Genomic DNA, 25,915 nt, shown 5'->3' with positions numbered 1-25,915 from the left:
GTTCGGGTCATGCGCCCTACACGGGCAGCGTCAGGTTCCTGCGCAGGTCCGCCGGGCTCACCCCGTAGGCGTTCTGGAAATACTGGCAGAAGCGGCCGACGTTGCTGAAGCCCAGCGCCAGGGAAATCTCGCTGACCGACTGCGCGCTGTCCTGCTGCAGCGCGTCATAGGCGCGCTGCAGGCGCACTTCGCGCTGGTAGGCGACGATGGAGCTGCCGACGAAGCGGCGAAAACCGTCCTGCAGGGCACGCAGGCTGACGTTGGTCAGCTCGGCCAGGTCGCTGCCGCTGACCATCGCATCGGGATGCTCCTGGATGTAGTCCATGGCCAGCTTCACGTGGCGCGGAGCGATCTGCGGGGCGGGGCGCCTGAGTGCGTCGCTGTAGTTGTGCGGCCAGATTTCCAGCACCGAGTCCACCAGCATTTCCTGCAGGCGCGCCGGCATTAACGCGCTGGAATTGATCAGCAGGTCGAACTCGTTGCCGGTGGCCATGGCGACGATGGCCTTGATGCCCTGGAAGGCGTCGTTGCTCAGGTCCACCCGTGGCTGGAAACGCACTTTGTGGCTGATCGGCCGGCCGAGCAGGGTCGCCAGGCGACGGGCGAACAGTGAGCGGCGCACGGATAGACCATGGTGCGCGTGGCCGTCGATGAAACCGACCGATCGTACCGAGGCCTTCTCCATGGCCAGACCGACGCTGGGCAGGCCGATGCTGTCGCTGCACTGGTTGAAGACGACGCGGCCGGCGCTGGGGAAGATGAAGGTGATCTCGTCGTCCAGGTCCGGCATCTCGGCCAGCAGGTCACCGCGAAAGCTCAGGCGGCGGAAGCTCACACCCTCGTAGCGGCCGTAGACCCCGCCGATGGCGATGGGCTTTTCGGGGCGCGGCATCCCCGAATAGAGGTTGCCGAACATCCGCGTGTAGAGCTCGCCGAAATCATCGGCGGTCATGTTCTCGGAACGGATCAGGAACTGCTTGCGCGAGGTGCTCGTGTCTACCGTCATGGTCCGTCTTCTGGCAGCGCCGGTCGGGCCGCTCCGGCTGTTGTGTGCCGGGGTGCGGAATGTGGGCGAGCAAGTTAGCGGGCGTGGATTACAAATCCGTGATGCCGGCGCGAAGTCCGCCCGCCGTTTCAATCAAAGGGTGATGCAGGTGTAGGGCGCATAACGCCCCTAGCGTTATCCGCCAGGGTGGCCGGCGGATCCCCCGTTCCGGGTTATGCGCCCTACGAGGTGACGCAACCCGTCAATCCGGCAGTCCCGCCTTGCGGAAGCCTTCGACGAAGTGCTCGCGCACCGCTCCGTCCCGCAGGGGCTCGGTCTCCACCCAGTGACGGATGCTGAAGTCCGGGTTGGTGACCAGGAAAAACTCGGTTTCCGCACGGGCTTCGTCCAGCCGGCCCAGCTGCGCGAGGCTGGCGGCGAGGAAACGCCGCGAGCTGCTGCGATAGGTTTCGTCGCGGCGCAGGGTCTGGATCGCGCCCTGGTAATCGCGCGCCGCGTACTGCGCCTGGCCCAGCGTCAGGTAGTACCAGCCGGCGGGGAAGGGGTTGAGGCGAAAGGCCCGGCGGATGTGCTCCAGGCCTTCGTCGATGCGCCCGGCCAGCACCCTGACATCGGACAGCGCGGTCCAGGCGTCGGCGTCATTGGGGTCCAGCTCGAGCGCGCGCTGGAACTGCGCATCGGCTTCTGCGTATTCACGCTCGTAGCTCAGCAGGTAAGCCAGGCTCCAGCGGCAGCCGGCATCGTTGGGGTCGATGGCCACGGCCTCGCGCGCCTGCGCCAGGGCGGCCTCGCGCTCAAGCGTGGTCGGGCCGCCGCTGTGTATCCAGCCCATCCAGTGGTTCATCGCCAGCCAGCGCCGCGCCTCGGCGTACTGCGGGTCGAGGGCGATGGCGCGGCTGAGCATCAGGTGTGCTTCCCGTGCGGCCAGCGGTGAATCATCCATCAGCTGGCGGGCGCGCACGCAGAGTTCGTAGGCTTCCAGGTTCTTCGGCCGGTTGCGCGGCAGCGGTGTGCGCAGGTGGCCGAGCAGGGCCTGGATAATCTGCCCGGTGAGCTGGTCCTGCAGGTCGAAGAGGTCTTCCAGGCGGCTCTCGAAGCGCTCGGCCCAGATATGCTCGCCGGTGCAGGCGTCCACCAGCTGGGCGTTGATCCGCACGCGCGCATCGGCACGCCGCGCGCTGCCTTCGAGCAGGTAGCGCACGCCCAGCTCGCGGGCGATCTCGCGCACGTCCATGGCCTTGCCCTTGTAGGCGAAGGCCGAGGTGCGGGCGATGACGAACAGCCCGCCGACCCGCGAAAGCTCAGTGGTCAGGTCTTCGGTCAGACCGTCGGCGAAGAGGGCCTGCTGCGGGTCGTCGCCGAGGTTGACGAAGGGCAGCACGGCTATGGATGGCTCCTCCGGCAAGGCCGGCGGCGTGCGCGGTGCGTCCGCCAGGCGCTGCACGGCAGCGCTGAAGCGGTAGCCGACACGGGGCACGGTGGTGATCCACGAGCTGCCGTCCGCTGCTTCGCCGAGCACCTTGCGCAGGTGGGCGATCTGCACGGTGAGGTTGCCTTCCTCGACTACAAGGCCTGGCCAGGTGGCATCCATCAGCTCGACCTTGGTACGAATCTCACCCGGCCGCTCGAGCAGGGTCTGCAACAGGTTCAGCGCGCGAAAACCGATGGTGACGGGCTGCTCGTTGCGCTTGAGCACGCCGGTTGGGCCATCGAGCACGAAGGGGCCGAAAGCCAGACGCGATTGCTGCATGACGCCCCCTTTGCAAGTTTTTGGAAGTGTTTGGCGCCGCTTGAGGACGGCGCCACTGACGACCGCCATGCTCGGCCCCATGAGGCACGAGTCGAATGGAGGTTGCCATGAACCATACTCCCCGCCTGCTGCTGCCGGAAGCCTCGCGCCGGTCGTTCAGCCTGCCGTCCCTGCTGCAACTGCTTGCGCTCTGGCAGACGCGTGCGCGGGTCCGCCGCCAGCTCGCCTGCATGGCCAGGGCCAATCCGCACCTGATCGAGGACATCGGCCTGACGCGCCACCGGGTGGCACAGGAGATTGCCAAGCCGTTCTGGCGCGCATGACTGTCACTGTTCCAGTCCGAGGCGCTGGTGCCAATGGGCGATGGACTCCTGCGGGTAATCGTCGAACTGCAGGTCATGTGGCCCGGCCTCCACCTCGACCCAGCCGGCCTTCGATCGCAGCAGCAGGTGCGTGTGCTCGGGGGGAACTGGCAAGGGCGTGTCGATGGCCGAGGCGAAGGGGTGGATCAGCTCCGGCCAGCGTGAATCGTAGAGCCACAACCCGCTGCCGCACTGGCTGCAGAAATGCCGCTCGGCGCCGCTGGTCTGGGTGCGCTGGCCTTCCTCGCGGATCTTCGCGTGGTAGATGCTGATGTGCTTGCGCCCGCGCACCCTGAGGCTGGCAGCCTCGCCGCCGAGGTTGATCGCATAGCCACCGCCGCCCTGGGTCTTGCGGCAGATCGAGCAGTAGCAGCGCTGGTAAGGGTAGGGTGGGCGCTGTGCAGGCTGAAGTGCACTGCGCCGCAGTGGCAGGAACCTTCGAGCAGCATGGCGTCTCTCCCTGCTGGTGGGCTTTGAGGGATACCTGGACAGGGACTCGCGGGCGCGCCGGGAATTCCATCGGATCGCACCAGCGGGACTGGCTCCGCCCCGTGCAGTAGACTAGCCGCCCGCCCGGCGCCGGACTCTGCCCATGCTCAGGAATTTCACCGACCTCGATCTGCGCCTGCTGCGCATCTTCGCCACCGTGGTGAAGTGCGGCGGCTTCACCGCGGCGCAGGCCGAGCTGAACATGAGCCAGTCGAATATCAGCATGCACATCGGCAGCCTGGAAAAACGCCTGGGCTACCGCTTGTGCGAGCGCGGCAAGGGCGGCTTCCGCCTGACGGCGAAGGGGCAGCGGATTCTCGAAGCGTCGCAGGCGATGTTCGACGCCATCGGGCTGTTCCGCGACCAGGCGCAGGCGCTGTCCGGGCAACTGGTCGGTGAGCTGTACCTGGGGCTGGCGGACAACGTCACGACCCTGCCGCAGGCGCGCTTCGACGAGACCCTGGCGGCCTTCCACGGTCGCGAGCAGGACGTGCAGCTGAACCTCTACGTTAACTCGCCGACCGAGCTGGAGTTGGCGGTAATCGATGGGCAGTTGGACCTGGCGATCTCCTACTTCAGCCGCACCCGGCCGACGCTGGATTACCTGCCGCTGTACACCGAGGAGATCGGTGTGTTCTGCGGCGAGCGCCACCCGCTGTTCAGCGCGCGCAAGCCAACGCTGAAGCAGATCGCCGAGTACAACTGGGTGCGCCATGGCTTTCTGCCGGCGGACCAGGAGCTGCCGTTCCGCCCCGAACGCAGCAGCGCCACCGCGCATCACATGGAGGCGGTGGCGCATTCGGTGCTGGCCGGCACGCACCTGGGCTACCTGCCGACCCACTACGCGAACATCTGGGTCGAGCGCGGGCGGATGAAGCCGCTGCTGCCAGAGAAGCTCTGCTACGAGGTGACGCACAGCATGATCACCTACGCCGGGCGCCCCCGCAGCGAGGCCGCCCGCGCCTTCATAGAAGACCTGCTGAGCGTGCACGGCCTGTCGGCTTAAGTCACGACTCGCTCTTTTCGTCTGATACGTCTTTCCGGGGAAATGGAAGGCGTGGTTGCTCATCTTCCTGTTCGTCGGCCCGCTTCGAAAGATTGTCCAGCATATGAGGGACGAAACGCTCGAAGAACCCGGCGATGAAAGACCAAACCAGCAACTTCGCAAAAGCAGGAGGGGAGTAGACGATGGTGTAGAAAGGGTCCCAGCTTGGAAAGATGGAACCGGCTATCAGGTTGCCCATGAAAATGAGAGAAAGCACTAGCGCAAAGACAGCGCCAATGGTCTGCACCGATATCAGTTCGTGTACCGTTACGACGGGAAGCAATGCTTCGCCGTTGCGTACTCTGGAGATCAGGCTGATTGCCGATCCCAGAGCCCCAAAGCATAAAACTGCACTGAATAACGCCAGTCGGACTATGACCACGTAGGTCGTCTCCGACAACCATCCCGGGATGGTCTTTTCTCCCTGCGGGCCGCTGCTTAATGCTTGTATCAGCAGGAAGACAATAAATGGCAGTGAAATTAACAGGCAGTATCCCAGGGCAACTGATATGAAGGGTGCGGTATTTCCGTTGCCTAGAATTGATGATGGACTGGCTTCGTTGTTAGCCATGGCTACTCTCCCTGTCGAAAACCCGGTCGCTGTTACTGAATGTTGTTTCTGATGTGCACGAGCCATTCAGCAGGGTTCGCAACCAGCCCCTCGGGAGTCAGCTTCACTTCGACCTTGCTCACCGATTGGCCGACGTTGCCACCGATAACGAATGCCTTGCTCTCGCCAGCGTCGACCTCGACGACAACATCCGAATGGCTTTCAAACCAGCCAACATCGAGCACGTTGTCATAGGCAACTCCAGGGATCCTCGACTTGCCCAGCAGATCGCCGGGTTTCAAGGGTAGTTCTGCGGGACGGTAGCCAACCAGGCTTGCGGAGAGCTTGTTGGTTTTTCTGTTCTTGATCGAGTTGTATATCCAGCGGTAGTGCCCTGGCGAGTAAGGAAAGGATGCACCGGCCCCGGCCATTTGCATGCAATAGGAAATAAAAGCCGCCGACCAGGCAATATTGATGGTGCCATCGAGCTTGCCCTTGTCCTTTGCATAGGTCTGGACCAGACTCTTGTAATCCTTGCTCTCTACCGCCAACCAGTAATCGGCTATCCGGCTGGAGTAGGGGTCGACAGTTTCCTTTCTTGGGTTGAGCTTGCCACCGGTGGACTTTTCCGTGGTCGTGGATTTGTCCGGGGCTATGTATTTATCTTTGCGGCCGGTGTCCTTTCCGAATCTTTCCCATTCAGAAGTTGTACGCTCCAGTAATTCGTCTGTGAACATGGTGGTTTCCTGACGTTGTTTTCATGACAGGGCCGATTGCGTATTCTGGCGGTTGTGCGGTTACTTCCGAGGGACCGGCTTCTAATTTTATCGAGTCATTCGGAATTGGTTCTGCAATTTGGATATCTGCATTATTTCCATTGGAGAGGATGGGGCCTGGGCCGAAGTGGCCGCACGGCTCCGGCGACGAGCAGGCTTCACTGCCCGTCATCCGGAACCCGAGCGCAGGACGTCGGTTAACCTCCACCGGTGCCGTCCTGCCGTAAAGGGTTATGCAAGCCGTCCTGCTATCGCGTTGAGATAGATGCGCGAGTAGTCCTCGGCTTGCAGTGGAAGGGCGTTGGTTTCGGAAGAGGAAATATCCGCCACCGCCTGCTCGCCGACCCACGGCGCGTCTTCGCCATTGAGGCCCAGTTCCTTGAGCGTATGGGGAATGCCCACGGACGAGCGCAGTTCCAGCACCCAGCCGAGCAGGCCATCGAAGCTGGCTTCCGGCAGTTCCAGATAACGCGCCAGTCGCGTGGCGTCCGCCTCGATGGCCGAGCGGTTGGCAACCAGCACGTAAGGCAACAGCACGGCATTGAGCAGGCCGTGATGCTTGTGGTGCCTGGCGCCCAGCGGATGGGCCAGCGCATGCACGCCGCCCAGTCCCTTCTGGAAGGCCACGGCGGCGCTGGCCGAAGCCACCAGCATGCCTTCACGGGCGGCCAGGTCGGTTCCGTTGTGGACGGCGCGCTGCAGGTGCTCCTTGACCAGGCGCACGCCTTCGATGGCGACGCCGGCGGACATGGGGTGGTAGAGCGGCGAGAACAGCGACTCCAGGTGGTGGGTCAGGGCGTCCATGCCGGTGGCGGCGGTGAGCGACTTCGGCAGGCCGACGGTCAGCGCCGGGTCGAGGATCACCGAGCGGGCCAGCAATTCGCGGTGGCCGACGACGATCTTGATGCCGCGCGAGGTGTCGGTCAGTACGGCTTCACGGCCCAGTTCGGACCCGGTGCCGGCGGTGGTCGGAATGGCGATCAGCGGCGGCAGGTCGAGGGCCGGATGATCGCCCAGGGTCGGGTACTGCGCGATCAGCTGTGACCATTCGAAATGGCGCAGGCCATCGGCATCACGGCTGAGCAGGGCGATGCCCTTTGCCGCATCCAGCGCGCTGCCGCCCCCCAGGGCGATCAGCGATTCGTGGCCACCTTCGGCCAGGGCCTGGGCGCCGGCAGTGACTTCCTCCAGCGCGGGGTTGCTGGAGAAACCGTGGAACAGCGCGTAATCGATGCCGGCGGCTTCCAGGCGGCGGCGCACTTCGTGCAGCGGCGGCAGTTCGAGCATGCCGGGGTCGGTGACCAGCAGCGGCTTGCGCATTCCAGCGAGACGGCAGCGCTCGGCCAACTGGTCGAGGGCGCCGACGCCGCAGAGGATTTCCGTGGGGTAGTTCCAGTAGTTCAGGGTGGACATGGGAAGCTCCGGATTGCAGGCATGACCTTCCCGCGCCGGGGCGCAAGGCGGCCCGGCCAGGCAGGAAGGGAAGGAGGGCGCCGGAGCGTACCGGCGCCGCTGATTCAGTCGAGGAGGCTCAGCCGACCGCGCGGCCGGCGAAGCTCAGGCTGGTGGCGATGCGGCGGTGCGGCTTGGCGATGAACAGGTAGGCCAGGCCGAACAGGGCGAGCACGGAGAACACCACCACCACCGCCCAGACCTGGAACCAGGGCGCGCCGGGTGGGGCAAGCATTTCCCGCGGCCAGGCCACGTTGATCGCCTCGAACACCAGCCAGGCCACGGCGATGACGTTGACCAGCAGGCCCTTGCGGCCCAGCTTCAGTGCGCCCTTGTCCGGGTCCCAGCGACCGCTCAGGCGGGCATACAGCGCGCTGGCGGCAACGATCAGGAAGACGAAGAAAAAGCCGCCGCTGCCGAAGGCGATCAGCGTGCCCACTGCGGTGGCGTTCAGACCCAGCGCCAGGCCCAGGCTGGCCAGCAGGGTGCTGCAGACCATCGCGGCCATCGGCACCTTGCGCTTGTCCACGCGACGCAGCAGGGCGGAACCGGGAAGGATTTCATCGCGGGCCATGCCGAAGATGGCGCGGCCGATGTAGGTCTGCACCGACACCACGCAGGCAACGAAGGCCACCAGCACGATGGCCACGAACGGCCGCTCGGCCCAGGCGCCGAAGGCGTCCACCACGGCGGGGGTCACCGGGTCGATGATCTGCCCGCTGACCACGGCGGCCGGGTCCTTGTACGACAGGGTCACGGCAAAGGCGGTGAGCATCACGGTCAGCCCGACGACCAGCATCGAGCGCAGGATGGCGCGCGGCGTGGAGACGCGGGCATCGGTGGTTTCCTCGGAAATCTGCGAGCAGGCGTCGAAGCCGAGGAAGGCCCAGCCGCCCACCGCCAGCGCGGTGAGGAAGCCCGACCAGTAAGTGCCGCCGGAGACTTCCAGGGCATTCAGGCTGCTGAACAGCATCTCGAAGGAGTGGTTGCGGAAGAACAGCAACAACAGCACGCCGATGCCGATGGAGGCGATGGCCTCGGCGAAGATGCCGGCGTTGACGAAGTACTTCAGTGGGTTGATGCCCAGCAGGTTCACGCCAAGGCCCAGGGCCAACAGCGCCGCGCCGCAGAGGACCTGGGCGTTGGCCGATGGCGGCTCGCCGGTCACCAGCAGGCCGAGCCAGAAGCCGCCCAGGTAGGCAACCGTGGTCAGCGAGGCGAGGGCAGAGGCCAGGTAGAGGAAGCCGGTGAACCAGGCCGCGCGGTCGCCGATCAGTCGGCGCACCCACTGGTAGCAGCCGCCGGCCAGGGGGAACTGCGAGGACAGTTCGGCGTACACCAGCGCCACGCTCAGTTGCAGCAGCAGGCACAGCGGCACGATCCACACCCACGACGGCCCGACGCTCATGGCGCCCAGGGACATCACCGAGTAGATGCCGACGACCGGGGAAATGGTGGCGAAGCCGACGGAAAACGAGGACCACAGGTTCAGCCCGCGGTCCAGTTCCTGGCGGTAGCCGTGGCTGGCGAGCAGGCTTTCGTCGCCACTGGCGACGGTGGAGCTGCGAAGGTCAAACATGCCGGCCTCCGGTGTTCAGGGAAAAGGGGGATTCACGGCCAGGCATGAGTGGGCGAAGGCGCATGGGAGATCCTCGGGGCAGTTGGAGTTGTTATCGAGAACCCGCGTCTCTAGGGACGGCTGAGTAGCTGGCGCTGTCAGTGCAGCGCAGAGCCAGAGTAGGGTGCTGCCGCATCAGGAAAAATTCATATTTGATTGGGCTGACATCAATTGAGGCTGATGTTTGTGGGGTGGTTGCCGGAATGATGCCAGGGCAGGCAGGGGATTGCCCGTGCAGGAGCGGGCGTACCAGCGATCAGGCTGGGCGGAGGGCAGGTAAGGAGCGGGAAAGGCGGGAACCGGGAGCGACGGCGCGCTCCCGGCGTACAGCAGTATCAGCAGTGCTTGTCTTGCCCGGCCTTCTTCTCGGCTTCCGGCTGGGCGTTCTGTGCGGTCTGCTGCTCGGCGTCGGTCTTGGCGCGAGTGGCCTGCATGGCCTGATAGTTGGACTTGGTCAGGCGGTTGGTCATCAGGGCGGATTCTTCGGCCATGGAAGCCTGGCTGGCGAGCAGGGCAGCGAGGGACAGGACACTGGCAGTGAGCAGTTTCATGAAGGAGTTCTCGGGTAGTGGACTTCAGGTAGGTGTTGCTCGCGAGTGGCCACAGTCTACTGACCGGTCACCGCACGAACCCATGAGGAAAACTGCTGGGAATGATCGAATCGCGCAGGCCAGTTGATTCAGGCCAGCCCTCGTCGAGTCGGGAGCTGCCTTGCAGCCAGCGGAATAGCTGGCTTGGTGGGAGAATGCGGTCAACCTGTCGCTGATCGCGAAATAGCCAACCCTGAAGCCCTGCTAATGAATCCATGCAAGGCGCCTAACGAGTCGGGCCTGTTGTCAGGCCTTCACGTAGACCCACGCCTGCAGGCCCGACTGCAGCCGGACATTGATCCGCTGGTAGTCGGATACCTCGTAGGCGTCCGCTGCCAGCAGTTCCTGCGGGGTGATCTCGAAGACGGTGCCGGGCACGCGGTCGGCCTCCTCGCCGCTGTACTGGACGATGGGGTGGTGGGTCTTGCCGCTGGTGGCGAGCACGGCCGGGTCGGTGATCTCCACCCAGTCAGTGCGGAAGGCCACCAGCGCGTCGCCGCGGCCTTGCAGCTCGCGGCCGAAGCTGGCCAGTTGCACGGCCTTGTCCTGCAGGGTGCCGTAGGAGAACAGCAGTACGTTTTCAGTCATCGCAGGGGCTCCGGGTCAGGCCAGCAGGTCTTCGTAGAAGGCGCCGTAGGCCTTGCTCGGGTGGGCGATCTGGATTTCCAGGATCCACAGGCCACCGTGGGGATGCTCGGCGTAGTCGCCCAGGTCGCCGGCGCGGTAGATGGCGTGGGGGAAGTCGCTGACGCGGTGACCCTTGATGTCCAGGTTGAGCTTCCAGCCCATGGTCTCGGCCTGCTGGTGGGCGAAGTCGTAGAGCTCGACGCCGCTGCAGCCGGTCTCGCGCCAGCGCGCCTCGACGCGCTTGAACAGCGTCTTCGCCGCCGCCGCGCAGGCTGTCATCTGCGGATCGTCGCCGGTCACGAAGGTGGCGCCGGCGTCGCCTTCATGGCCGCGCCAGACCACGCCCATGTCGATGAAGAAGATGTCGTTCTCACCCAGCACCGGGTTGCCCTCGGAGCGCTGCTTGAAGGTCTTCAGGGTATTGGCGCCGAAGCGGATCAGCAGCGGGTGCCAGATGCGCTCCATGCCCAGGTCGGCGAGCACCTGCTTGCCGATGGCGACGGCCTCCAGTTCGGTCATGCCGGGGACGATCGCGGCGGCGATGGCGTCCACGGCTTCCCAGGTGCGAGCCTGGGCGTATTGCATCGATTCCAGCGCGTAATTCGCGCCGACGGCTTCCTTGGCGTACACGGCGGTATTCATTCTTCTTCTCTCTGAGCGACAACCTTATCGCCGTATATATTTCTACATACCGGTAGGGAAATTCAATCGCGGGCTCAACAGCAGGACATTGCACAGGCGATGAAGGCGGTCGTCAGGGTAGTGATGCTCAAGCCGACCAGGAACAGGGTGTCGGCGAGGCGCTCCAGGCGATGGTTGCGCTGCAGCTTGCGGGTGCGCAGGCCGAAATAGGCTGCGAGGGTGGTGGCCAGGTAGATCACCGTGTTCAGCGCGAGCATGTCCTGGCCGATCATGTCGACCCGGTGCTGGCCGACGATGATGCGCAGGATGCCGACTACCGTCAGGCACACGCCGACCATGGCGCCGGACGCGGCGAAGATGTGCACGCAGATGTCGTCGTCCAGTTGCGCGGTGTGGCTCTTGTGGCTCATGGCGGGATCTCCCGGGCCGGCCGCTGCGGTTCATCCGCTCGCCTTGCCGGCTTCGTTGTGGCTGCCATGATAGGAAGGATGCGGCGCTTGCTGTACTCGCTTTCCCGGTGGCCCCAGGTGACACGAAAAACTGCGGAAAATCAGTCAGATAGCCGTCGCTTGCCGAGGCAGGCGCGGGCACTGGAGAAGGTCGAACTCATATTGGAGGCGTCCCGGCGCATCCTCGAGCGTCATGGCCTGGAGGGGTTCACCACCAACCACGTGGCCGAACTGGCCGGGGTGAGCGTCGGTTCGCTCTACCAGTACTTCCCCAACAAGGAACGCATCCTCGACGAATTGGCCCGACGCGAACTGGCGGCGCTGGCCACCGGGATCATGGGCGCGCTGTCCGCTCGCCCGCCGGAAACGCCCGGCGAGCGCATCCGCGCGGTGATCCACGCGGCCGTCAGCGCCTACGGCGGGCGCACCGGCGCGCACAAGGCGCTGATGCACTACCTGATGACCCGCGGCGGTGGCAGCCCGCTGCCGGCGCTGCGCGGCAGCATCATGACCCACCTGGTGACCCATGGCCTGATCGGCCATGACCAGCAGCTGCGCAAGCTCGACGAGCCCGAGGTGTTCGTGCTCGCCCACGCTGTCGGTGGCGTGCTGCGCGCCCTGCTGGAGGATCCCGCTGCCCTGGCGCCGGGGCGGCGCGAGGGCATCGAGGAAGCGCTGGTGCGATTGGTGCTGGCGTACTACGGGCGGGGCGAGGCGGGCTGAAGCCCGGCGCCGGTCACAGCCACCAGCGCAGCAGGTAGAACGCCCCCATGCTGAGGAGCACGCTCAGCAGTACGTTGCGTGTCCACAGCACCAGGGCCACGGCGACGATGGCGCCGAGCAGGTAGGGGTTGTCCACGCGCAGGTTCAACTGGTGTTCGGGAAGGAACACGATCGGTCCGCAGATCGCCGTGAGCATCCCCGGCACGGCGAAGCCGAGGAACTGCCTCACGTTGCTGCTCAGGCGGATCGGCAGGCGCGGCTCAAGGAACACGTAGCGGTTGAAGAACACGATCAGGCCCATGCCGAAGATCACTGCCCAGGCCATCATGCGCGCACCCCCGAGAATTTCTGGCAGAGGAAGCCGGCGAACATCCCCGCCAGGCCGGAAAGTACCAGCGCGGAACCGACCTGCCAGTAGCTGAGCAGCACCGAGCAGAACAGCGAGACGGCGACACAGACCACGGTCGGGATGTTCTTCACCACCGGCACGATCAGGGCAACGAAGGTGGCGGCAATGGAGAAGTCCAGCCCCAGGTGCTCGAGGCCGGGAATGCTGGTGCCCACCAGCACGCCGGCGAGGGTGAAGAGGTTCCAGGCGATGTAGAACGTCAGGCCCACGCCCAGGGCGTACCAGCGGTTGAAGGTTTCGCGGTCATGGCCGCTGGTGAGGGCGAACAGCTCGTCGGTGAGCAGGAAGCCCAGCCCGGCGCGCCAGCGCCCCGGCAGCGGGGCAATCACCGGGCGCATGGTCATCCCGTAGAGCAGGTGCTGCGAGGTCAGCAGCAGGGTGGTGATCATGATCGAGAAGAATCCGGCGCCGCCCTTGAGCATGCCGATGGCCACCAGTTGCGCGGCGCCGGCGAAAACGATGGCCGACAGGCCCTGGCCGTGCAGTGGCGAGAGGCCGGCGTCGATGGCCAGGGAGCCGGCCAGCAGGCCCCAGGGCAGGACCGCGAGCGACAGCGGCATGATGTCGATGGTGCCCCTGAGGAAGGCGCGTGAGGGAAGCTGATCTTGGGACATGAACGTTTCTTGCAGGCAGGTAAGTGCTTTCAGCGTGGCAGAGATACGATTGTGCTGGCTTGAACAATCTTGCTGTCATTGCCCTCGTGCGCTTCCTTCTGGCGAACGCTCAGGACGGCGTGCGCGAGAGAAATGCCAGGAGGGTGGCCTCTTCGGCGCTCAGGTTCTGCCGCTTGCGCTGCTTGCGCAGGCCGGCCAGTTCGCCAGCGAGGAAGGCTTCGACCACCAGCGGATGCACGTAGCATTTGCGGCAGATTGCCGGGGTATTGCCCAACTCGTCGGCGACCCGCTGGATGATCTCCTTGAGCTGGCGGTTGGCGCTTTTCTCGTCCTCCCAGCGGGTCTTGCGGCAGTACTCCAGGGCCAGGGCGGTGCCCGCCCAGGTTCGGTAGTCCTTGGCGGTGAACCCTTCGCCAGCGTGCTCACGCAGGTAGGCGTTGATGTCGCGGGAGTCGATCATATGCCGCTGCCGCTCTTCGTCCAGGTACTGGAACAGTTGCTGGCCGGGCAGCTCCAGGCAGCGCCGGAGGATGCACGCCAGGCGCGGGTGCTCGATGTCCACGCTGTGCTTGACGCCGCTCTTGCCGCGAAAGGCGAAGTGGATGCGGGTGCCCTGCACGTCGACATGGCGGTTGTTCAGGGTCGTGAGGCCGAAGGAGCGGTTCTCCTTGCGGTAGCGCTGGTTGCCGATGCGGATCAGTGTGCGATCGAGCAGCGCGACCACGGTCGCCATGACCTTCTCCGCGCCCAGGCCCGGCTGCGCCAGATCTTGCTCGATGCGCCGGCGCAGGGCTGGCAGGCACTCGCCGAAGCGCAGCAGGCGTTCGTACTTGGCGCTGTCTCGCACCTCGGTCCAGCGCGGGTGGTAGCGATATTGCTTGCGCCCGCGCACGTCGCGCCCGGTGGCCTGCAGGTGGCCAAGCGGGTCGATGCAGATCCACACATCGATATATGCAGGCGGAATGGCGAGCTGGTCGATGCGCTGGATTTCCGCCTCCACGCGGATGCGTTCGCCACCCGGGTCGAAATAGGCGAAGCGCCCGCGCAGCCGGCGCCGGCTGATACCCGGCAGGCTGTCGTCGACGTAGTGCAGGTCGGGCGGTAGCTCAGGCAGTTCCGACGGTGTACCCATGGCGGCTCCTCGAAGGTTCTTGCGTGTATGGATCGCGCATTGGCGCTTCGAGTGCCGTTTTTTTCACATGGCCAGATTCAGTGGCGGACGTCCTCCACTGCCAGGTGCGTGGGCGAGATCAGCCGGGGATCCGCCCCGCCGAACAGGGTGCGCAGATAATCCTCCTGGCTTTGCAGCCCGTGGCGCACCAGCCAGCCGCGGCCACCGGGCAGTGCGCGCAGCAGGCAGTGGAAGAGCAAACGTGGCGGCGCGCTCAGCAGCGGGTACCACGGCAGGCTGCCGCCGGGCAGGCCGAGGGCGCGCCGGCCTTGGGCGTCGATGAAGGTGCCGGCGATGCTCAGGTGGATGGCCCGGTTCAGCCGCCCGCGCAGCCAGGCGAAGTTGGCGTAGTGGCGCTGCAGCGGTTCATCCACCAGCGCCGAGCCGAGAATACGGCTGCTGTCGTCTGGCGGCGCCTGGGACAGCAGGTTGTGGTAGAGCGCGCGGATCGCATCGTTCTCGCTGGCGCACAGCCAGCGCTCCTCGACGCCCATCAGCCAGGCGATGTAGCGCCAGAGGTGGATGATCGCTTCGCGGTCGCTCCGGCTCAGGGCCACCCCCAGCATGCGCTGACCGATCAGGAAGATCGCCGAGAAGGCCAGGTAGGTCGCGTGCATGTCGCCCTGATTGACCGGCAGGCCGTAGTGGGCGAAGTCCCAGGCTTCCAGCCGTGAAACCCGCCGGCGCACCAGGGCGTGCACCAGCCGCACGTGCAGCGTGCTGCGATAACCCGCCGCGCCCTGCGCCATGCCGCCGGGACGGGTGCAGTCGATCCACCATTTGGTGGTTTCGGCGATGCGCCGCTGCGGCCCTTTCTCCAGCGCGCCGGTGAGCACGAGGGTGCGGTTGATTCCGGAAGCCTGGTAGCCGGCCAGCAGGCCCAGGTCGCGGAGTACGCGCATGCCGGTGAGCCCCGACAGACCACAGGCACCTGCACCTTCATCGAGGCGTTGCAGGTCGACCCAGGCGGGCAGCGCGTTGACCTGGGCGAAGAAGGTCTTCAGCGGCTCGGGTGCGCCGGGGATAGCGGCGATACCCTGGTTCAGCGCCTGCTCGTAAAGGCGCATGCCACTGCCAAGGCCGACGTCGAACATCCACTCCACCAGTGTATCCATGGGTGCATCGCCCACCGTGAGGGACTCACCGATGGCCTGCCAGGTCGCGGCATCCGGTTCACTCGGACCCTTGAGGAAGCGCCGTACCGGCGCGGCAGTGCGGCGGGCGCGCTGCAGGTCGGCGCCGTGGCGGGTGGGCAGGGCGGTTGCGCTCATCGATTCATACCTTGGTTGGGTGGCCGGGCGGATTCCTCGAATTACGCTATTGCGAGTATTTGCTCGCATTCAACTCGCATCCGGCTCGCACCAGGAGAGAGGCATGAGGAAGCAACCCACGCAGCAGCGCGCCAGTGACATGGTGGCGGTGCTGGTCGAGGCGGCGGCGCTGGAAATCGGCGAGCGCGGCCTCGACGGCCTGACCACCAACCACGTGGCACGTCGCGCCGGGGTAAGCGTCGGCTCGCTTTACCAGTACTTCGCCAACAAGGAGATGATCGTCGAGGCCCTGCTGATGCAGCGCGCCGGGACCTTGATGAAGGTGGTGCACGAGCGCGTCACGCCGTTATTGGGTGCAGACATCGGCAGCGTCACCCGCGCTGTGCTGGAGGGCATCTTCGAGCAGGTCGAGGGCGATGCGGCGCAGCGCGAGCTGCTGCGGCACTGGCACCGGCTCAATTCCGCGCCGGTGTTCCAGACCCTGGAGCAGCAGATGATGGAGGTGTGCCGGCAGTACCTGATGCGCCACTTCGACGACTACCGCATCGACAACCTGCCGGCCGTGCTGTTCGTGATTATCAACTCCGTGCAGTACACCACCGCGCGCTACCTGAGCGAGGCGCAGCCGCTGCTGGGGCGCGAGGAGGTGATCGGGACGCTGGCGCGGATGGTCGAGTCCCTCTGTGCGCCACGCACCCGGCCCAGCCAATAGGAGCGCCGGCAGCGGCGCAGCGTTCGTCGCAAGGCATCAGGAAGGCACAAGTAGGATGGCGTGGAGCGCAGCGATACCCATGCTGCTGGCATGACGGGCAACCCTGACGATGGGTATCGCTACGCTCCACCCATCCTACGCAGAGTTACCGGCAGGTATGGTGCCAGCGGGTACCGCCAGAAAGTGCCAAAGAAAAAGCCCCGGAAGGCTCGCGCCGACCGGGGCTCTGTTCAACGCATCAGGCTACGACAGGGATCATCGGGTCGGCCGCTGCCAGTGCAGTGGCGCGATCGGCGGCCGGCGGGTAGATCCACACGGTGTTGATCTCGGTCTTGATCTTCTTGCCTTCCTCGCGCTGGAAACGCACCTGGCGGTCCCAGCCCTCGGTGAACAGCGCGCCCCAGGCTCCCAGGTCCAGGCAGGTTACGTACTTGGGCTGGCTGTAGGGGATGGGGGCTACGCCCAGCAGGTCGGCGGCGGCGTTGTTGCCGGCCGAGCGGCCCAGGGCAATGGCGTGCTGGCAGGTCATCAGCGCATAGTTGCCGACATCGTCGGTGGCAGCGTAGGCCGTATCGCCAGTGGCGAATACCGCGTCCTGGCCGATCACCTGAAGGTTGCGGTCCACGTGCAGGCGGCCCTGCCGGTCACGCTCGCCGGAAACCTGCTCGGTCAGCGAGCTGGCGCGAACGCCGGCGGTCCAGATCACGGTCTTCGCCTCGATGCGCTCGCCGCTGGAGAGGGTCACGCCGTTCTCGTCGATGGATTCCACCGAAGCCTTCAGGCGCCACTCCACGCCCAGCTCGGCGGAAGCCTCGGCCACCACGGACTGCGAGGTGACGCCCAGTGCGCCGCCGATCTCGGTGCCACGGTCGACCACGATCACCCGTACCTTGGCGTCCGCGCCGAGCACTTCACGCAGGCGCGCCGGCATTTCGGTGGCGGTTTCGATACCGGTGAAGCCGCCGCCGGCGACGACTACGGTGTTGCGCGCTTCGGACTCCGGCAGCTGGTGCAGCGCGCGGAGGTGCGTTTCGAGGCGCACGGCCTGGTCGATCTCGTCCACGTCGAAGGCGTGCTCGATGCCCGGCAGGGCGGGGCGGGCCACCTTGCTGCCGCTGGCGAGGATCAGGCGGTCGAAGCCCAGGGTGGCGATTTCGCCGCTGGCGTTGCGGTAATCCAGCTGGCGGCCGTCGACATCGATCTGCTCGGCGCTGCCCTGGATGAAGGTCACGCCCACGGCGCCGAACAGGTCGCCCAGCGGCGCGGCCATCTGGTGCACGTTCGGCTCATAGAAGCGCGGACGGATGCGCAGTTCGGCCTGGGGCGCGAGGACCGCGACTTCGACGTCGCCGCGCTGGTGCAGGTCGAGCAGACGGGTGGCGCTCAGGGCGCTCCACATGCCCGCGAAACCGGTGCCGACGATCAGGATGCGTTGTTTCATGGTGCTCTCCGACGAGAAGGATGAATCCAGGTTGTTGGGTTCCCGAGTGCCTGATATCGGAGCGGTTCGCTTCCCGGCTCGCCTCGGATAACTACGACTATATTTGTCGTAGTTAAGCGACGCAACCGATTTCTGCTGCAAACTCCGACCGTTCGTCACGGTTGGGGCGGGAAAAAGGCGTTGCTTCTGTTTATTTGGCGAACAGGACAAGGAGCCGATAGCCCGCGTGCCGCAGATGACAGCTCGTCAGGTTGCATGCTTAAGTGCTTGCCGGATGCCCGGCAGGGCTTGAGAATAGTGCGACTGATTTAGTCGGAGTTTGTGATGGCTTTGTACAGTGCAGGCGTGGAGTACGGCATTCATTGCCTGCTCTATTTGACAGACGAGAAGGGCGACAGCCGCGACTCCAGCGTGCGTGCGCTGGCGGAACTGCAGGGCGTGCCCCAGGAGCTGCTTGCCAAGGTCTTCACCAAGCTGGCCAAGGCCGGTCTGGTGGCGGCCACCGAAGGCGTGCGCGGCGGCTTCCGCCTGGCGCGGCCGGCAGACGAAATCACCGTACTGGATATCGTCAAGGCCATCGACGGCGACAAGCAGATCTTCGAGTGCCGCGACATCCGTGGGCGCTGCGCCGTGTTCGAAGGCTCGCCCCCGGAATGGGCGACCTGCGGCACCTGCTCGATCCACGCGGTCATGCTCACCGCGCAGAAACGCATGGAAGAAGCCCTCGCCCAGCACACCGTGCTCGACCTCGCGCGCCGCGTCGGGCGCAAGGCTCCACCGGAGTTCGGCGAGGCCCTGGTGCGCTGGATGGACGGCCAGCGCGACGGTTCCAGCGTCGTCAGCTGACCTGAAGCACCCTAGCGCGCATCACCGCCGCGCGGCTTGTAGAAGATGAACTCGTCGGTCTCTGCCGTGCGGATGTATTCCTTCGCCCAGCCAGGCGAGGCGTGACGGTCGTGGAAGTACATGGCGCCGCGCGTACGGTCGCTGAGCTGCTGGTTCAGGGCCCGGCGGGCAATTTCCTTGGCGATGTCGTAGCGGTTCTTCTCTTCCACCTGGTCGGATCGGCCGTCGCACCACCAGGAGAACTGGCAGTGCTTCTGCGCCTGCCCCTGCTTGACCACGCCGCACACGGTGTCGGGGAAGCCCCCATGGCCCATGCGGTTGAGCACCACATTGGCCACTGCCTCCATGTCCGCCTTGCCGCCGCCCTTGGCTTCCCAGTAGATGGTCCGCGACAGGCAGGTGATGGCGTCGTCCAGCGGCGCCTTGCCGGCCGGGTCCAGCGCCTTGACCTCGGATTTGCTGATGGGCGCCGGGCTGGTTACTGCCGTCGCCGGGTGGGCGACCTGCTGTTCCAGCACTTCGGCCTTGTTCACCGCGGCCTGGGCTTTCTCGTCGGTGGAGGTGCCGATGGAGGTGGCGAAGGAAGACGGCGCCCACAGAGTGAGCAGCAACAATGGAAGAAGGCGGCACATGCTCGAACCTACCTGCGCAGCGAAATCAGTCAGGTCGTTGTGCGAATCCTGCGAAGCAGTCGCGCAACGACGCCCTTCAGGCCGCCTCCCTACGTCTCGAAGTGGCGAGGCGACTGCGCCTGGTCGTTGTGACTGGGCTGCGCGGAATTAGATTCAACTTTCCAGCCAGACGGTAGCCGCCGTAGCCCACGAGTGGCGGGGCCTAGGGCACATAACGCTGAAGGAATTCGTCTACCGCCTGCAGTACCGCCGGCTGTTGCTCGCGGTGCGGAACGTGGCCGCAATCGGGCAGCAGCCTGAGCATCGTCGGTACGCCGGGGACCGAGGTGAAACGCTCCGGGTGCGCGGCCGAGCCGTACTCGTCCTGCTCACCATGCAGGCTGAGGATCGGGCACCTCACCTGCGCCAGTTCCGCATCCAGGTTCCAGTCGCTGAAATCGTCGGACAGCCAGGTATCGACCCAGGCGCGCAGGACCCAGAAGGCTTTGTCGCCGTGGTACTTCTGCAGGCGCTCCAGTTGCCCTTCGCGGGCGAACTCCACCTCGGCGGCGCGGATGCCGTCGCGGGTCTGGTGCTCGACGAAAGCCTGGGCTGACTCGGTGATCAGCGCCGCGCACGACTGCGGATGCTGTGCCACACAGGCCACCGCCATGGCGCCACCGACGCTGTGGCCAAACACCACGCAACGTTCGAAGCCGAAGTGCTGTTGCAGCAGGGGGAAGAAACTGCGCGCCTCGTCGTCGATGAAGTCCAGCGGCAGGCCGCCGGGATAGCGCTCGGAGCGGCCGAACCCGAGGCGGTCGTAGGCGATCACCTGGCGACCGGTGCTGCGCGCGAGCTGCTCCGGGAAATCGCGCCACAACGTCACGCAGCCCAGCGAGTCGTGCAGCAGCAGGATCGGCTCACCGTCGGTTTCGGCGGGCGTCCAGTCCTGAGCGAACAGCTGGCCCTTCTCGCTGCTGATCCAGTGCTCCCGGGTGATGACGGGCAACGACATGAGACTCTCCTGTACTGACTCGCTGTGGGTTCGGTCATAGTATTCCCGCCAGGTGCCCGAGGCGATGTTCAGACGGGCGTGTTCATAGTCCGATCGGGCCAGGAGGGTATTTGAAACAGGTGGCGATTCTGGCCTATGACGGCTGTTGGGCGATGGGGTTGTTTTCGGCGGCGGACTTTTTCCGCATTGCAGCTTTGCTGGAGCAGCACCTGGGCGTGGAGCCGTCCTTCTCGGTGCGCGTGGTCTCTGTTGATGGCGCGCCGGTGTGCGCGGCAGGTGGTCACGTCATTACGGCGGAGGCTGCGCTTGAGGATGTCGAGGCCGCCTCGCTGATCGTCCTGCCGGCCATCGAAGGGCCGCGTCTGGCCGGCTTCGAGGCAGATGTGCGGGTGCTGGCGTGGCTGGGCCAGCGCATCGACGCTGGCGCGCGGGTGCTGGCGTTGACCACGGGCGCTGCCTGGCTGGCAGCCAGCGGGCGTCTCGATGGCGGCCTGCTCGCCACGCATTGGGCCTTTGTCCGGCAACTGGGCAAGCGCTATCCGGCGTGCCGCTTCGTGGCGCGCGAATCCTTCTTGCAGGAGGGTGGGCTCTACAGCACCGGTTCGCTCAATGGTTGCTTCGATGCGTTGCTGGATATTCTCGCCCGCGATTGCGGTGACCGCTTCGCCCAGCTCTGCGCCACCCATCTGCTGGTCGCCGATCCACACCGCCTCGGACCGATCCTGCCGGGCCATCGCAACCATTGCGACGATGCTGTGCTGCGGGTACAGGACTGGATCGAAAGCCACCACGCCGAACCGCTGACCATCGAGCGGATGGCGCGCCAGGCCGGGGTCAGCGAGCGCACCTTCAAGCGCCGTTTCAGCGAAGCGACGAAGCTGCCACCGAATCTCTATCTGCAGCAGGTGCGCATCGACAAGGCGAAGAAGTTGCTGCTGGCGACCCAGCTGTCGGTGCGCGAAATCGCCGCCGAGGTCGGCTACGAGAACGTCAGTTTCTTCGTCCGCCTGTTCAAGACGCAGGTCGGCACCACCCCGGCGCGCTGGCGTGAAGGTGCTTCGTGAGGGCCGCTAAGGAAACCTTAAGGCAGCTCGGCGATGATGGCGACTCGCGGCCGGTAGCTGTCCCGGGCAGTGCTCACACCGGGGCCGGCCGCTTTTTTTGAATCCACAGAGGAGTCCTGCCTTGGACACTTGCCCTGGTCGATTGCGACAGGCCTGAACAGCGAGCCGTCCGGCAGAACCCTGCCACTGTCTCGCTGCGTTGCGGACAGTGGCGCTACGCATCCCGCCACGGGATGACGTCGCACCATTCCCCTGCGGGGCCGGTCCGGCCCTTCGCTCCCTCGCAATCCATCACCCGAATGCGCGCCGGCATCGCCCGGCGCATGGAGCGGCCCTGCGCCGCAAACGAGGTGGAACATGGATTGGAAAATCTTCCTGCTGCGGGTCGCAGCGGCACTCATTCTGGGCGCCCTGATCGGCGCCGAACGCCAACTGCGCCAGCGCCTCACCGGCCTGCGCACCAACGCGCTGGTCAGCACCGGTGCCTGCCTGTTCGTGCTGATGACCCAGGCCATGCCGGGGCTATCCGCCGATGCGCCGCGTATCGCTGCGTACGTGGTGTCCGGAATCGGCTTCCTTGGTGGTGGCGTGATCATGCGCGATGGCCTCAACGTGCGTGGCCTGAACACTGCCGCCACGCTCTGGTGCACCGCTGCCATCGGCGTGCTGTGCAGCATGGGCCTGTTGCTGGAAGCTGCGCTGGGCAGCGTGGTGGTGCTTTGCGCCAACATCCTGCTGCGTGACATCGCCCAGCGCATCAACCACCAGGACGTGCTGCCGGCCAGCGAGGCGGAGCAGCGTTATGGCGTCGCCATCATCTGCCGTGCCGAAGACGAGATCCAGGTGCGCAGCCTGATGCTGCACAGCCTGGACAGCAGCGAGCTGCGCCTGCAGTCGCTGCACAGCGAGGACCAGACCAATCCGGCGAAACTGGAAGTGCGCGCCGAGCTGCTCGGTGGCCACGGCGCCACCGGCCAGCTGGAACGGATGGTCAGCCGCATCAGCCTGGAGAAGGGCGTCAGCTCGGTGCGCTGGCAGCTGTTCGAGTTGGCCAGCGATTGATAGTCCACGCGCGCTCCTGGGCTCTTCGTAGGATGGGTATCGCTACGCTCCACGCCATCCTACAAGGGCTCGCAGCTCGCAGCTCTCAGCTCTCGCGGGCGATGCGGCAGCCGCAACGCGGCGCCGGTGCGCGGGCTTCTTCGGCCACCACGCCACGCCACCAGCGCTCACCCTGATGGGGTGCCACGAGGTCGATGCGCTCGCCCATCATCGGCGTGGTGACGGTGAGCCCGCGCTCGCCAGCGATTTCCAGCACGCGCTCGAAGGGCTCGTACCAGGCGTGCATGGCCAGGTCGAAGGTGCCGTTGTGGATCGGCAGCAGCCAGCGGCCGTTGAGGTCCTGATGCGCCTGCACGGTCTGCTGCGGGTGCATGTGCACGTAGGGCCAGTGTTCGTTGTAGGCGCCGGTTTCCATCAGCGTCAGGTCGAAGTGGCCGAAGCGCCGGCCGATCTCGGCGAAGCCGTCGAAGTAGCCGGTATCGCCGCTGAAGAAGACGCGCAGGCTGTCGTCCTCGATCACCCAGGAGCACCACAGGGTGCGGTTGCCGTCGCGCACGCCACGGCCGGAGAAATGCTGCGCCGGGGTGGCGGTCAGGCACAGGCCGTCCACCGTGGTGCTCTGCCACCAGTCCAGCTGGCGGATCCTTTCCGCCGGCACGCCCCAGTCCAGCAGGCGATCGCCCACGCCCAGCGGGGTGAGGAAGACTTCTGCGCGCTCGGCCAGCACGGCGATGGTCGCGCGGTCGAGGTGGTCGTAGTGATCGTGGGAGAGGATCACGCCGCGGATCGGCGGCAGGTCCTGCAGGGCAATCGGCGGCGCGTGGAAGCGTTTGGGCCCGGCAAAGCTGAACGGCGAGGCGCGTTCGGAGAACACCGGGTCGGTCAGCCACCAGCCGCCGCGCAGCTTGAGCAGCAGGGTGGAGTGGCCGAGGCGGTACAGGCTGCGGTCGGGCGCCTGCTCCAGCTCTTCACGGCTCAGCGCGCGCACCGGCACCGGGGCGCGCGGCACGGTGTTCTTCGGTTTGTTGAACAGCACATCCCAGAGCACCTTGGCGCTCGGTTCGGGCATGTCGGCCGGGCGTGCCTTGAGGTTGCGGAATCTCCCGGCGATGTAATGCGGCGAGTGGCTGTAGTCGTCGATGGGCGCGCGGTGCAGTGGGAGGCGGGGCAAGGCACTGATCCTCAGTGGCGGAATGCGTCAGGGAAGCACGCTACAGGTTCAGCCGCCAGGGAGCATTACCGGCATTTTGATTCAGAACATCACCGTTATCGATGGGAGCCCCCGCCGGTCCTGCACGGGCGCTGGTATTGCCCTGGGTCAGTTGAGTTTCGAGAGAATGTCCCAGGCCAGCTTCACCCGCACCTCGTTGGGGTAGTTGCGGTTGGCGAGGATGACGATGCCGCGCTGCTTCGACGGGACGAAAGCCACGTAGGCACCGAATCCACCGGTGGCGCCGGTCTTGTTTACCCAGACGTCCTGCTGCGGCGGCAACGGTTTGCGCAGCGCCGTTACCGGCTGGCTTTGCAGCACCATGCTGCTGCCGTTGTACTGCTGCAGTTCGGCGAGCTTGGGCGGGTAGGCGTACTGCTCCCAGATCAGGTCTTGGGTCATCGGGCCGACCTGGTAGTAGCCGGTACGAGTGGCATCCACCGCCGCCCGCAACTTGTCGCCGAGCTTCACCTCGCCCAGCTGCACCTGGACGAAGCGCAGCAGGTCGCGGCTGCTGGACTTCACTCCGTAGGCCTCGTCGGCGATCTGGTCAGGGTTCACCCGCACCGGAGCATCATCCTTGTCGTAGCCCTGGGCGTAGATGGCCTGGCGGGTCACTGGCACGTCGATATGGGTATTGCTCAGGCCCAGCGGCGCGAAGACGTTGCGCTGCATCGCGGTCTTGAATGGCACGTCGAGCGACCGCGCGGTGACGATGCCGAGCAGGGCGATGCTGGGGTTGGCGTAGCTGCGCTGGGTGCCGGCGGGGTACTGCGGCTGCCAGTTCCTGTAGTAGTCGGTGAGCTGCTGGGGCGTCTTCACCTCGTCGGGCAGTTGCAGCGGGAAGCCGCCGGCAGTGTGGGTGGCGAGCTGGATCAGCGTCACCTTGTCCAGCGCACTGCCGCGCAGTTCCTTCAGGTAGCGTGTCGGGCTGTCCTGCAGCTTGAGCTTGCCCGCGGCCTGGGCGAAACCGGCGAGGGTGGCAGTGAAGGTCTTGCTCACGGAACCGATCTCGAACAGCGTGTCGCTGCTCACCGGTTGCTTGTTCTCCTTCGACGCCACGCCGAAGTTGTAGAAGCGCTGCTCGCCGTGATCGGTGATGCCGATGGCGAGGCCGGCGATGTTCTGCTCGCGCATGACCTGCTGGGCGAGCTTGTTCACCTTGGCATCGAAGTCCGGTGGGGCAGCCTGAGCGAGACTGGCGATGAGCAGGGAGGTGAGGCTGAGTACGAGCGGGGCGGTCCGGTGCATGACGACTTCCTGGGCAGTGCAATGGGCTGACCCTAGCATCGCCGCGGCCAGGTCTCCAGCCAGACCGGTAGCGCTACGCCGCTGAGCATGGCGGTGGTAGGATTCGCGCCCCATGCGAATCCACGACCTCGACCAACGCCTCGCCGACCTTGGCGCGCTGCCCCTGCACCGTGCGCGGATGCTGCGTGCCTGGCTGCAGGGCCGGCCGCTGGACGCCGGCACCAAGCGGCAGGCCACCGAGGACTTCCTGCCGCTGAGCGTGCGCAACGGTGTGGCGCAGGTCGCCGCCGAACTGGACGCCCTGGCGACCCTCCACTCGCGCCATCCCGGTGGTGACAACTCCGAGCGCCTGCTGGTGCGCCTGGCCGATGGGCAGATGGTGGAGAGCGTGTTATTGCCGCGCGGCGGCGTGTGCGTGTCCACCCAGGTCGGCTGCGCCGTAGGCTGCCGCTTCTGCATGACCGGCAAGAGCGGCCTGCTGCGCCAGCTTTCCACCACCGAGATCGTCGCCCAGCTGGTCCTGGCGCGGCGCGTTCGGTCGGTGAAGAAGGTGGTATTCATGGGCATGGGAGAGCCGGCGCACAACCTCGACAATGTGCTCGAAGCCATCGACCGTCTCGGCACCGACGGTGGCATCGGCCACAAGAACCTGGTGTTCTCCACCGTCGGCGACCCGCGCGTCTTCGAGCGCCTGCCGCAGCAGCGGATCAAGCCGGCCCTGGCACTATCACTGCACACCAGCAATGCCGTGCTGCGCGAGCATCTGCTGCCGCGTGCGCCGAAGCTGACGCCCGAGGAGCTGGTGGAGCAGGGCGAGGCCTACGCGCGCGCCACGAACTATCCGATCCAGTACCAGTGGACGCTGCTCAAGGGCGTCAACGACAGCCAGGAAGAGCTCGACGGCATCCTGCGGCTGCTCAAGGGCAAGTTCGGCGTGCTCAACCTGATCCCCTTCAATGCGCTGGAAGGCGACCAGTACCAGCGCCCGGACGCTGAGCGCATCGTCGAGATCGTCCGCTACCTGCACAGCCGTGGCGTGCTGACCAAGGTGCGCAACAGCGCCGGGCAGGATGTCGATGGCGGCTGCGGCCAGTTGCGTGCGCGGGCCACCGAGCTGATCGCCACCACACGCCGGCGCAGTCCCTTGCTCTAGCCG

Annotated in this window: 27 protein-coding genes and 1 pseudogene; 8 read left to right on the top strand and 20 right to left on the bottom strand. The window is 65.8% G+C overall.

Going from position 1 to position 25,915, the window contains the following annotated elements; genetic code table 11:
• Window positions 1–16: 16 nt before the first annotated feature.
• Both IB256_RS25555 and IB256_RS25550 read right to left on the bottom strand, forming a co-directional pair.
• Window positions 17–1,006: an AraC family transcriptional regulator gene (locus IB256_RS25555; RefSeq protein ID WP_192295607.1), complete on the bottom strand. Its 990-nt coding sequence runs from the start codon at window positions 1,004–1,006 to the stop codon at window positions 17–19.
• A 241-nt stretch (window positions 1,007–1,247) separates the two neighbouring features.
• Window positions 1,248–2,756 carry a winged helix-turn-helix domain-containing tetratricopeptide repeat protein gene (locus tag IB256_RS25550; protein ID WP_192404591.1) on the bottom strand — a complete coding sequence of 503 codons (1,509 nt, stop codon included), beginning with the start codon at window positions 2,754–2,756 and terminating at the stop codon, window positions 1,248–1,250.
• A 107-nt stretch (window positions 2,757–2,863) separates the two neighbouring features.
• Between IB256_RS25550 and IB256_RS25545 the strand changes: the two genes are divergently transcribed.
• Window positions 2,864–3,079, top strand: a complete 216-nt coding sequence (locus IB256_RS25545; protein WP_225601954.1) for a hypothetical protein — start codon at window positions 2,864–2,866, stop codon at window positions 3,077–3,079.
• Window positions 3,080–3,082: 3 nt separating this feature from the next.
• Here IB256_RS25545 and IB256_RS25540 read toward each other — a convergent pair.
• Window positions 3,083–3,567 (bottom strand): annotated as a pseudogene (locus IB256_RS25540) (GFA family protein).
• A 143-nt stretch (window positions 3,568–3,710) separates the two neighbouring features.
• Here IB256_RS25540 and IB256_RS25535 point away from each other — a divergent pair.
• Window positions 3,711–4,613, top strand: a complete 903-nt coding sequence (locus IB256_RS25535) for a LysR family transcriptional regulator (protein ID WP_192295611.1) — start codon at window positions 3,711–3,713, stop codon at window positions 4,611–4,613.
• A 1-nt stretch (window position 4,614) separates the two neighbouring features.
• Here IB256_RS25535 and IB256_RS25530 read toward each other — a convergent pair whose 3' ends face one another.
• The 8 genes from IB256_RS25530 to IB256_RS25495 form a co-directional block, all read right to left on the bottom strand.
• Window positions 4,615–5,223, bottom strand: a complete 609-nt coding sequence (locus tag IB256_RS25530; RefSeq protein WP_192295612.1) for a hypothetical protein — start codon at window positions 5,221–5,223, stop codon at window positions 4,615–4,617.
• 32 nt (window positions 5,224–5,255) lie between these two features.
• Window positions 5,256–5,939: a DUF2272 domain-containing protein gene (locus IB256_RS25525; protein ID WP_192404590.1), complete on the bottom strand. Its 684-nt coding sequence runs from the start codon at window positions 5,937–5,939 to the stop codon at window positions 5,256–5,258.
• A 270-nt stretch (window positions 5,940–6,209) separates the two neighbouring features.
• Complete coding sequence (locus tag IB256_RS25520; protein ID WP_192404589.1) at window positions 6,210–7,391, bottom strand: iron-containing alcohol dehydrogenase; 1,182 nt, start codon at window positions 7,389–7,391, stop codon at window positions 6,210–6,212.
• A 118-nt stretch (window positions 7,392–7,509) separates the two neighbouring features.
• Window positions 7,510–9,009 carry an APC family permease gene (locus tag IB256_RS25515; RefSeq protein ID WP_192404588.1) on the bottom strand — a complete coding sequence of 500 codons (1,500 nt, stop codon included), beginning with the start codon at window positions 9,007–9,009 and terminating at the stop codon, window positions 7,510–7,512.
• 374 nt (window positions 9,010–9,383) lie between these two features.
• Window positions 9,384–9,599, bottom strand: a complete 216-nt coding sequence (locus IB256_RS25510) for a hypothetical protein (RefSeq protein WP_192295615.1) — start codon at window positions 9,597–9,599, stop codon at window positions 9,384–9,386.
• A 285-nt stretch (window positions 9,600–9,884) separates the two neighbouring features.
• Window positions 9,885–10,226, bottom strand: a complete 342-nt coding sequence (locus tag IB256_RS25505) for a gamma-glutamylcyclotransferase family protein (RefSeq protein WP_192295616.1) — start codon at window positions 10,224–10,226, stop codon at window positions 9,885–9,887.
• Window positions 10,227–10,241: 15 nt separating this feature from the next.
• Window positions 10,242–10,907 carry a M24 family metallopeptidase gene (locus IB256_RS25500; protein ID WP_192404586.1) on the bottom strand — a complete coding sequence of 222 codons (666 nt, stop codon included), beginning with the start codon at window positions 10,905–10,907 and terminating at the stop codon, window positions 10,242–10,244.
• Between the two features lie 74 nt (window positions 10,908–10,981).
• Window positions 10,982–11,317 carry a hypothetical protein gene (locus IB256_RS25495; protein WP_192295618.1) on the bottom strand — a complete coding sequence of 112 codons (336 nt, stop codon included), beginning with the start codon at window positions 11,315–11,317 and terminating at the stop codon, window positions 10,982–10,984.
• 201 nt (window positions 11,318–11,518) lie between these two features.
• On the opposite strand from IB256_RS25495, the gene IB256_RS25490 reads away from it, so the two are divergent.
• Complete coding sequence (locus IB256_RS25490) at window positions 11,519–12,079, top strand: TetR/AcrR family transcriptional regulator (RefSeq protein WP_231708998.1); 561 nt, start codon at window positions 11,519–11,521, stop codon at window positions 12,077–12,079.
• A 13-nt stretch (window positions 12,080–12,092) separates the two neighbouring features.
• On the opposite strand, the gene IB256_RS25485 is transcribed toward IB256_RS25490, so the two are convergent.
• The 4 genes from IB256_RS25485 to IB256_RS25470 form a co-directional block, all read right to left on the bottom strand.
• On the bottom strand, window positions 12,093–12,407 hold the full coding sequence (locus IB256_RS25485) for an AzlD domain-containing protein (protein ID WP_045214509.1): 315 nt from the start codon (window positions 12,405–12,407) through the stop codon (window positions 12,093–12,095).
• Window positions 12,404–13,102 (bottom strand): AzlC family ABC transporter permease, encoded by a 699-nt coding sequence (locus IB256_RS25480; protein WP_192404582.1) that lies wholly within the window; start codon window positions 13,100–13,102, stop codon window positions 12,404–12,406. Before IB256_RS25480 ends, IB256_RS25485 begins: the two co-directional genes overlap by 4 nt.
• A gap of 109 nt (window positions 13,103–13,211) precedes the next feature.
• On the bottom strand, window positions 13,212–14,234 hold the full coding sequence (locus IB256_RS25475; RefSeq protein WP_192404580.1) for a DNA topoisomerase IB: 1,023 nt from the start codon (window positions 14,232–14,234) through the stop codon (window positions 13,212–13,214).
• Window positions 14,235–14,311: 77 nt separating this feature from the next.
• Window positions 14,312–15,544 (bottom strand): oxygenase MpaB family protein, encoded by a 1,233-nt coding sequence (locus tag IB256_RS25470; protein ID WP_192404577.1) that lies wholly within the window; start codon window positions 15,542–15,544, stop codon window positions 14,312–14,314.
• 103 nt (window positions 15,545–15,647) lie between these two features.
• On the opposite strand from IB256_RS25470, the gene IB256_RS25465 reads away from it, so the two are divergent.
• Window positions 15,648–16,256 carry a TetR/AcrR family transcriptional regulator gene (locus IB256_RS25465; RefSeq protein ID WP_192295623.1) on the top strand — a complete coding sequence of 203 codons (609 nt, stop codon included), beginning with the start codon at window positions 15,648–15,650 and terminating at the stop codon, window positions 16,254–16,256.
• 238 nt (window positions 16,257–16,494) lie between these two features.
• Here IB256_RS25465 and IB256_RS25460 read toward each other — a convergent pair whose 3' ends face one another.
• Entirely contained in the window at window positions 16,495–17,697 is a 1,203-nt protein-coding gene (locus tag IB256_RS25460; RefSeq protein ID WP_192404576.1) for an NAD(P)/FAD-dependent oxidoreductase, read from the bottom strand.
• A gap of 324 nt (window positions 17,698–18,021) precedes the next feature.
• Here IB256_RS25460 and IB256_RS25455 point away from each other — a divergent pair, with 324 nt between their 5' ends.
• Entirely contained in the window at window positions 18,022–18,543 is a 522-nt protein-coding gene (locus IB256_RS25455) for an RrF2 family transcriptional regulator (RefSeq protein WP_192295625.1), read from the top strand.
• An 11-nt stretch (window positions 18,544–18,554) separates the two neighbouring features.
• Here the strand turns inward: IB256_RS25455 and IB256_RS25450 are convergent, their stop codons facing one another.
• Window positions 18,555–19,175 (bottom strand): cell wall hydrolase, encoded by a 621-nt coding sequence (locus tag IB256_RS25450; protein WP_192295626.1) that lies wholly within the window; start codon window positions 19,173–19,175, stop codon window positions 18,555–18,557.
• Window positions 19,176–19,377: 202 nt separating this feature from the next.
• Complete coding sequence (locus tag IB256_RS25445) at window positions 19,378–20,172, bottom strand: alpha/beta fold hydrolase (protein WP_192404574.1); 795 nt, start codon at window positions 20,170–20,172, stop codon at window positions 19,378–19,380.
• A 119-nt stretch (window positions 20,173–20,291) separates the two neighbouring features.
• Here IB256_RS25445 and IB256_RS25440 point away from each other — a divergent pair, with 119 nt between their 5' ends.
• On the top strand, window positions 20,292–21,236 hold the full coding sequence (locus IB256_RS25440) for a GlxA family transcriptional regulator (protein WP_318652568.1): 945 nt from the start codon (window positions 20,292–20,294) through the stop codon (window positions 21,234–21,236).
• A gap of 357 nt (window positions 21,237–21,593) precedes the next feature.
• The gene (locus tag IB256_RS25435; protein ID WP_192295629.1) at window positions 21,594–22,298 is read left to right on the top strand and encodes an MgtC/SapB family protein; all 705 of its coding nucleotides are present in this window, start codon (window positions 21,594–21,596) and stop codon (window positions 22,296–22,298) included.
• Between the two features lie 85 nt (window positions 22,299–22,383).
• Here the strand turns inward: IB256_RS25435 and IB256_RS25430 are convergent, their stop codons facing one another.
• Window positions 22,384–23,469: an MBL fold metallo-hydrolase gene (locus IB256_RS25430; RefSeq protein WP_192404572.1), complete on the bottom strand. Its 1,086-nt coding sequence runs from the start codon at window positions 23,467–23,469 to the stop codon at window positions 22,384–22,386.
• Window positions 23,470–23,616: 147 nt separating this feature from the next.
• Entirely contained in the window at window positions 23,617–24,759 is a 1,143-nt protein-coding gene (gene ampC / locus IB256_RS25425) for a class C beta-lactamase (protein WP_192404570.1), read from the bottom strand.
• Between the two features lie 112 nt (window positions 24,760–24,871).
• Here ampC and IB256_RS25420 point away from each other — a divergent pair, with 112 nt between their 5' ends.
• Window positions 24,872–25,912, top strand: a complete 1,041-nt coding sequence (locus tag IB256_RS25420; protein WP_192295632.1) for an RNA methyltransferase — start codon at window positions 24,872–24,874, stop codon at window positions 25,910–25,912.
• Window positions 25,913–25,915: the final 3 nt, after the last annotated feature.

This window comes from Pseudomonas sp. PDM17, from assembly GCF_014851985.1.
In the GTDB taxonomy this organism is placed as follows: domain Bacteria; phylum Pseudomonadota; class Gammaproteobacteria; order Pseudomonadales; family Pseudomonadaceae; genus Pseudomonas.
Note: the sequence above shows the minus strand (reverse complement) of the source record. Positions and strands in the feature narration are given on the sequence as shown.

Excerpts from the sequence above, each read along its gene's own strand:
- IB256_RS25550 (WP_192404591.1), bottom strand. The coding sequence starts at position 2,756 with ATGCAGCAATCGCGTCTGGCTTTCGGCCCCTTCGTGCTCGATGGCCCA.
- IB256_RS25450 (WP_192295626.1), bottom strand. The coding sequence starts at position 19,175 with ATGTGCCGCCTTCTTCCATTGTTGCTGCTCACTCTGTGGGCGCCGTCT.
- IB256_RS25420 (WP_192295632.1), top strand. The coding sequence starts at position 24,872 with ATGCGAATCCACGACCTCGACCAACGCCTCGCCGACCTTGGCGCGCTG.
- ampC (WP_192404570.1), bottom strand. The coding sequence starts at position 24,759 with ATGCACCGGACCGCCCCGCTCGTACTCAGCCTCACCTCCCTGCTCATC.
- IB256_RS25435 (WP_192295629.1), top strand. The coding sequence starts at position 21,594 with ATGGATTGGAAAATCTTCCTGCTGCGGGTCGCAGCGGCACTCATTCTG.
- IB256_RS25510 (WP_192295615.1), bottom strand. The coding sequence starts at position 9,599 with ATGAAACTGCTCACTGCCAGTGTCCTGTCCCTCGCTGCCCTGCTCGCC.
- IB256_RS25505 (WP_192295616.1), bottom strand. The coding sequence starts at position 10,226 with ATGACTGAAAACGTACTGCTGTTCTCCTACGGCACCCTGCAGGACAAG.
- IB256_RS25515 (WP_192404588.1), bottom strand. The coding sequence starts at position 9,009 with ATGTTTGACCTTCGCAGCTCCACCGTCGCCAGTGGCGACGAAAGCCTG.
- IB256_RS25530 (WP_192295612.1), bottom strand. The coding sequence starts at position 5,223 with ATGGCTAACAACGAAGCCAGTCCATCATCAATTCTAGGCAACGGAAAT.
- IB256_RS25500 (WP_192404586.1), bottom strand. The coding sequence starts at position 10,907 with ATGAATACCGCCGTGTACGCCAAGGAAGCCGTCGGCGCGAATTACGCG.
- IB256_RS25485 (WP_045214509.1), bottom strand. The coding sequence starts at position 12,407 with ATGATGGCCTGGGCAGTGATCTTCGGCATGGGCCTGATCGTGTTCTTC.
- IB256_RS25520 (WP_192404589.1), bottom strand. The coding sequence starts at position 7,391 with ATGTCCACCCTGAACTACTGGAACTACCCCACGGAAATCCTCTGCGGC.
- IB256_RS25555 (WP_192295607.1), bottom strand. The coding sequence starts at position 1,006 with ATGACGGTAGACACGAGCACCTCGCGCAAGCAGTTCCTGATCCGTTCC.
- IB256_RS25495 (WP_192295618.1), bottom strand. The coding sequence starts at position 11,317 with ATGAGCCACAAGAGCCACACCGCGCAACTGGACGACGACATCTGCGTG.
- IB256_RS25470 (WP_192404577.1), bottom strand. The coding sequence starts at position 15,544 with ATGAGCGCAACCGCCCTGCCCACCCGCCACGGCGCCGACCTGCAGCGC.
- IB256_RS25525 (WP_192404590.1), bottom strand. The coding sequence starts at position 5,939 with ATGTTCACAGACGAATTACTGGAGCGTACAACTTCTGAATGGGAAAGA.
- IB256_RS25445 (WP_192404574.1), bottom strand. The coding sequence starts at position 20,172 with ATGTCGTTGCCCGTCATCACCCGGGAGCACTGGATCAGCAGCGAGAAG.
- IB256_RS25455 (WP_192295625.1), top strand. The coding sequence starts at position 18,022 with ATGGCTTTGTACAGTGCAGGCGTGGAGTACGGCATTCATTGCCTGCTC.
- IB256_RS25475 (WP_192404580.1), bottom strand. The coding sequence starts at position 14,234 with ATGGGTACACCGTCGGAACTGCCTGAGCTACCGCCCGACCTGCACTAC.
- IB256_RS25480 (WP_192404582.1), bottom strand. The coding sequence starts at position 13,102 with ATGTCCCAAGATCAGCTTCCCTCACGCGCCTTCCTCAGGGGCACCATC.
- IB256_RS25460 (WP_192404576.1), bottom strand. The coding sequence starts at position 17,697 with ATGAAACAACGCATCCTGATCGTCGGCACCGGTTTCGCGGGCATGTGG.
- IB256_RS25465 (WP_192295623.1), top strand. The coding sequence starts at position 15,648 with ATGAGGAAGCAACCCACGCAGCAGCGCGCCAGTGACATGGTGGCGGTG.
- IB256_RS25535 (WP_192295611.1), top strand. The coding sequence starts at position 3,711 with ATGCTCAGGAATTTCACCGACCTCGATCTGCGCCTGCTGCGCATCTTC.
- IB256_RS25545 (WP_225601954.1), top strand. The coding sequence starts at position 2,864 with ATGAACCATACTCCCCGCCTGCTGCTGCCGGAAGCCTCGCGCCGGTCG.